7 protein-coding genes are annotated in these 5,825 nt (G+C 51.3%); 4 read left to right on the forward strand and 3 right to left on the reverse strand.

Annotated features, from left to right (window positions below; all coding sequences use genetic code 11):
• The 4 genes from Q0340_RS06720 to Q0340_RS06735 form a co-directional block, all read left to right on the forward strand.
• Positions 1 to 350: hypothetical protein (locus Q0340_RS06720; protein WP_298082669.1), on the forward strand; the 350-nt coding region annotated here is incomplete at its 5' end.
• 326 nt (positions 351 to 676) lie between these two features.
• Positions 677 to 1,486: an SMI1/KNR4 family protein gene (locus tag Q0340_RS06725; protein WP_298082670.1), complete on the forward strand. Its 810-nt coding sequence runs from the start codon at positions 677 to 679 to the stop codon at positions 1,484 to 1,486.
• Between the two features lie 142 nt (positions 1,487 to 1,628).
• A complete protein-coding gene (locus tag Q0340_RS06730; protein ID WP_298082671.1) occupies positions 1,629 to 2,558 on the forward strand; it encodes a DUF4299 family protein in 930 nt (309 codons plus the stop codon).
• Positions 2,559 to 2,742: 184 nt separating this feature from the next.
• Positions 2,743 to 3,012, forward strand: a complete 270-nt coding sequence (locus tag Q0340_RS06735) for a hypothetical protein (protein WP_298082672.1) — start codon at positions 2,743 to 2,745, stop codon at positions 3,010 to 3,012.
• 81 nt (positions 3,013 to 3,093) lie between these two features.
• Here Q0340_RS06735 and Q0340_RS06740 read toward each other — a convergent pair whose 3' ends face one another.
• The 3 genes from Q0340_RS06740 to Q0340_RS06750 all read right to left on the reverse strand — a co-directional run.
• Positions 3,094 to 4,074 (reverse strand): DUF3137 domain-containing protein, encoded by a 981-nt coding sequence (locus Q0340_RS06740; protein ID WP_298082673.1) that lies wholly within the window; start codon positions 4,072 to 4,074, stop codon positions 3,094 to 3,096.
• Positions 4,075 to 4,213: 139 nt separating this feature from the next.
• A complete protein-coding gene (locus Q0340_RS06745) occupies positions 4,214 to 4,642 on the reverse strand; it encodes a hypothetical protein (RefSeq protein WP_298082674.1) in 429 nt (142 codons plus the stop codon).
• Between the two features lie 478 nt (positions 4,643 to 5,120).
• Positions 5,121 to 5,825 (reverse strand): tetratricopeptide repeat protein (locus tag Q0340_RS06750; protein ID WP_298082675.1); only part of this gene is annotated, 705 nt, incomplete at its 5' end.

A 5,825-nucleotide genomic window follows, 5' to 3' on the forward strand; every position in this document is an offset into this window, starting at 1 on the left:
CGCAGATAAGACCCTTTCCTTTGCAGCCAAAATTTGCCGCGGACGACGTCGCGAGCTGGGACGGCGGCGGATTGGAGCCTGACGTCGTGCATGAAATTTTAGAGCTTAAAAGGTCGGTCGGGCTCTATTATTCCGACGTCACGGCTGGGCTGGAGTATCACGACTGCACGAAATTCGGCGGCTATCCCTCCTTTTGCCAGTCAGGAGTGAGTTTCGGCGATGGTTTTCAGTTCGTTTTTCAGATCTCTTCAGACGAAAAGGCTAATTTTAACGTCATTGACGGCGGCAGCTTGATGTTTGCCAAAAACCCGCAAAGCGGGGCATGGAGCCTGTATTATGATTTCGATTAGGCGCGCGAAAGGCTTTAGCTTGCTTGCAAAATTCCGCCGCTTTAAATAGACGCTCAGGCCGAGTAGATTTACGATGGAATTTTATCGGCGCGCGACTTTGAGCCCGCTCGGTATGGCTTAAATTTAAACGGCGGCGCGCCTCAATTAGATTAAATTTAAGCTGCCGAAAGACGAGCATATGGTTGCAGGCGAGCCGAATACGGCGAGCAGGCTATGAAAAAATTCGGCGCTGCAAAATTTTAAAATTTTATAACTGAGATTTCAGATTCGAGCTTAAAATTTAAGGCGTGCTTGAAATTTTAACCCGCAAATTTAAAGGAGCGAAAATGAACGCAAACGAGCTTGCAAACATCTGGCGCAGACCGATCTACCTGCCCTATCTACAAGATCCGCTCACGGCGGAGGCGCTGCGAGCTGCAGAAGAGGAGCTAGGGCACGCCCTGCCGCGCGAGCTCGCCATGATGCTAAGCGTGCAAAACGGCGGCTACCTGCGCTACGAGCTAGAAGGCTACCCGCTGGACGCCATCAGCGGCATCGGCGAGGCGTATCCGTCGCTTACGCGCTTTAGCTGGGGCGAGGAGCGCGAGTGCGTGAGCTTCAAGCTTGACGGGCTGGTGCCCTTCAGCGGCGACGGACACTGGTACCTGTGCCTGGACTACCGCGCGAGCGAACAGCCTGCGGTCGCCTACATCGACGTAGAATGCGATGAGCAAAGCATCATCGCGCAGGATTTCGCTTCGTTTTTGGCGCTTTTGCGGCTCGACACGGGCGGCAAGATCGCGCTGCAAACAGGGCTCGATCTAAATGGCACAAAGGCGCGGCTGGAGGAAATTTTGAGCGTGCGAGCTAGAGCCGCCGATCCGCAGCTTTACGGCTTTAGCGTGTATAATTTCGCTCGCGATGGTGGCGTGCTGAGCCTTAGCCCGAACGAGGTTCGGCTCGGATTTGCCAGGCGGGGCGAGCGGCGGTTTAAAGAGCTTAAAAACTTCAGCGAGCCCGCCCTGCGCTATGCTGAGCTGGATGCGGGCGCGATGATACTGGACATTTTCAAAGAGGAGCTGATGGGTGAAATTTTGCGCGAGCTAAAGGATGCGGGTTTGTGCGCACAGAGCCTAAAAGACGCGATCGGCGCGTAAGCTTTTGCAATTATTAGTGAGTTTTGTGCGGGCTGCGGCGCACGCTCATGCAACCAGCAATGCGGGCTTGCGAGCGCAAATTTAGCTCGCCGCGGCGGGTAAAATTTCGCTATAATTTTGCCGTTTCAATAAGGAGAAAACGATGAGTGTAGAATTCCGCGTCAAAAACAAAAAGCGACCGCTATTTATGGGCTATTCGGACGCCATGAGCGTTAGCAAGGCATTGGATCTGCTGCCCGATCTATCGGTATTTGGCATAGACGAGAGCGCCGAGGACTTTGACGAGAGGGCGTTTTTAAAATCGCCTTTGAGCGAGTATCAATGTTTGATTTTGGGCGTGCGGGGCAAGAGCGGGCGCGGGATGGAGCTAAGATATGACGAGGAGCGACAAAGCTACGCCGTGCGCGTAAATACGCCCGCGACGGTCTTTGATTGGGTTTTGGCGATCTCATATCTACAGGCGCTATCTAAGCAGCTGGGGGGCGAGATCATGGATGAAAACGGAGAAATTTACACCCACGACAGGATAGAAGAATTCGACTACGAGCGCGATATAGCGGCGGGGCTACATTCGATAGATCAACACTTAAGCGGCGATACGGAGGTAAATTTTTGCTACGGAGTAGAGAGGCCTTTTGCGATAAACCGCGCGATGATGAATGAAATTTTAGCCTCATACAACCCCGCCGCCGAGTTTAGCAAGCGGCTAACCGAAGTGCAATATCTCGACGCTTACAGCGCGCACCAGAGGTTTTACCGAAATGGAGATGACGGCGCGATAATGGGCTCATACGCGCTCACGCAGGACCTGCCCACTATCCTGCCCTACAAGCCGTTTGTGGAGTGGCAAAACGCGGAGATGCTGAAAAATAGCGACGTAGCGCGCTGGCAGATCGCGCTCATAGGCATAGAGGGCGACGAAAACGACGCCGGTAACTACCGCGCCATCGCCGAGCTGGAATATGGCGAGTTTATCGCTCGCCTGCCGAAGCAAAACTACCGCTTCATCGATGCGAGCTATATTTTGGTTGACGGGCTAAGCGCAGAACAGCTAAAGGCGCTGGCGGGCTAAATTTTACTTGCGGTGAAATTCTACAGAATTTTATCGAGGATTGACGCCGCAAAATTTAAAGGGGCGGAATTCTCAGTAAATTTCGCGGTATGTAAAATTCTAAAAGACGGAATTTTATCGCGATGCAAATTTAAGAATTCCACCACGATAAAATTCCGTCGCGATAAAATTTAGAAAGGTTAAAATGAAAAGGACCTACTACGATCTAAAAATTTACGATAACGGCATGATGCGAGGCGTGCTACAAGAGGACATCGAGGCGCTGCCGTTTTTCGACTACTGGCAAAAGATGAGTCTTGGCTCGACGCAGGGCATATACATTGACGAAAGCGGCAAAGAGCATAGGCTCGTCTATCTGCACGACTGGGAGAGATTTTGTAGATTATTCGCTCGCGAACAGGAGCTACTTAAGCGCGCCCCGGTCGGTAGCGAAAATGAGCGATCCAAGCCGTAGCGGATCTCGGTCGGCAGCGGAGAATAGCGGCGATCCTAGCTACAGCGCAAGTAAATTTTAGCCGATAAATAGCGGTGCGCATTAATCAGCCAAAATCGCCGCTCCGCTTAAATCCGGGTTTAAATTTAACTCGTCTATGATAGATAAAAGCTCTGAAATTTCCTTTTTGATCCCCGCGGCATCCTTGAGGCTCGGCGGCGGCGAAAAGAGCGTTGTTTCAAACTTATTTTTCGCCCCGTTTAAAAATAGATAAAGCTTATCGTCCATAAACGCCGCGCTCAGCCCCATTTTGCCCGCAAATTTTTCCTTCAGCTCTCGCAAGCGCTGCATAAATGCGGGCGTCAAAAGATACCTCGCCTCAACCTTATCGTCCGCAAAGACCCGAAATTCTTTACTAAAAAACACGTCGTCCATCTGTTCTTTTTCGCCTAAAAATCTGGTGTTTAGTGTGCGGCTCGCTACTATAGTTTGCCCGCTAAATTTCTTGTAGAACTCGCAGACCAAAACCGAGCCGCTGAACGCCTGCATATCCTTCATGGCCTCCCATGCAAAAATTATCGCGGATAGCAAATTTAGCGCCGCCGAGTCGCCGATTTCCAGCGTCGCGCCGTTTGGGATGTCGATCGCTTCGCTGAGATTAAATTTGACGCCGTTATAAATGCCTCCGATTTGATCTTCAGCGCGAAACTCATCGGGCGAATAGATGCCGATTTTGCGAAATTCTTTACGGCTGATGCCGGCAAATGGATCGTAGTTAAAATTTGGATCTACCCCGCGGATGGCGGCGCGGACGAAAACGTCTTTATAAAACGCTTTGTAATCCCCCAGCTCGCTGGTCACTCGGCTCGCGTTAGCCATTAGCGCGGCTTGAAAAAACGGTATATAGATAATGATGAAAAATAGCGGTGCAAGGCGATTTTCAAAAAGATGCCCTACGGCAAATCCGCCGCCTACGGGTAGCACTATTATAAATAAAATCCCCAAAAACAGATACTTTGCAAATGCTAGCCGGCACTCTTTTTGCTTTTTGGCGGTGGCAACTATTGCTTCGTTTATATTCAAAATTTACCTTTTTCTAAATTTATGTGGCGGATTTCGCGCTCGGAGCGAATTTTAGCAAAATTTATGTCGCAAAGATACGGCAGCGTGAGTAAATTTATTCGGCGGATTAAATTTATGAAATTTACGCCACGGCAGCGATCTACTCGGACGTGCGCTGATTTAGCCACGTTCTCAGATTGCTCGCGCCCTCTTTTAACACCACAAATCCTGCGGCGGCAACACAGACAAAATTAATTAGCGAGCCCCTCCCGCCGACGTTTAAAATCCCAAAGCCCACGATCCACAGCGCCGCGCCGAAACCCAGCGTGCACACGGCGGTCGCGATCCCCAGCTTGCGGCGCAAAGGGCTTGGTTTGCGCACCACCTGAACTCGAGTGATCACGTAGCTGCCCGCATATCCTCCGCGGATGAAATACGCGCGCGCAAGCTCGCCCTCCTCCACGGGGATATCGTTAAACTCGCCGCGCAGCTTCACGCCGTCTATTTCGAAAAATACCCAAATTTTGCTATTTCCTCTTGCAGTGTGGACGCGGAGATTTCGAACCTCGCCCGTGATCTCATATTCCAATTTGTCTCCTCAAACATAGCTTCGCGCTTTGCTTCCGCGCTAAATTCCGCGCCGTAAAATTTTAAAATCAAAATTTATGCCTTGCTTGCAGCGCCGCCCGTAAAATTTTAAAGTTAAACCTCTACAAGCACTAAATTTAGAACTAAGCCTTAAAAATTTTATAGCAATAGAATTCCAAATAAAGCTCGCCGCTAAATTTAGCAAGCCATATGTGCGGGCTATCTGGACCTTGCCGAATTTCGCACGTCGCAAAATCGCGGCGAAATTCCGCACGCTATAAAAGCTCACAAATCCGCCACAGCAATATTGCAGGCAAGCCCATCGCAAAACCGATACCTCGCGACGAGCAGCACAAATATGCTATGAAAGGCGGATAACGCAAAATAGACGCCATACGGAGGACGGCGAGCAATACAAAACAGGCGGCGTGCACGGCAGGCAGTGCAAATCGGCAAATGTGCGCCGGGCTACCAAGCGCCTACTTCTTTAAAATTTCGTTTTTCATGAATTCGTAGAGCTGGCAGGATTTTTTATTGCCCGCGTCGCAGCCCTTTTTGACGCATCCAAGCCCCTTGGAAAATCCGCGCAAATCCCCCTTGCTCACATATAAATAGCCTAAATTATTGCAGGCGTCGCCGTAGCCCAGCTCACAGGATTTGGTGTAAAGCTTCTCCGCCTTGTCGCGATCCTGCGGCGCGCCGAGGCCCTTATTATACGCAACGCCGGCATTATAGCAGCTATCAACTAATCCGCCGTCGCAACCTCGCTCGAAAAAGCTCACTGCCTTTGCTGGATCCGCCGCGAGCCCAAAACCGCCCGTGAAATAGACTACGGCCGCATTGTGGCAGCTCTTGGCGTAGCCCAAATCGCAGGCCCTAGCGTAGCGCTGCGCGGCGGCAACGAAGTCCCTACTCAGGCGCCCTCGCTGATATAGGTTGCCTAGCTTGTGGCAGGCTACGGCGACGTTTTTATCGCACGCTGCGGCATAAAATACGCCCGCTTGCGCCACATTGCCCTCGCCGTCGTATAGGGCACCCAAATCAAAGCAGCTATCTTTCTCGCCCGCCTCGCAAGCCTTAGCAAGAGCGAGCTTGGCGCCATCGTAATCTCCACGGGAGAGCTTGTCGCGCCCCAGCTGCGCGCAGCTTACGCCATCGCCGCGGTAGCACTTAAACGATAAAAC

Origin of the sequence: uncultured Campylobacter sp. (assembly GCF_938045595.1) — a bacterium.
In the GTDB taxonomy this organism is placed as follows: Bacteria; Campylobacterota; Campylobacteria; order Campylobacterales; family Campylobacteraceae; genus Campylobacter_B.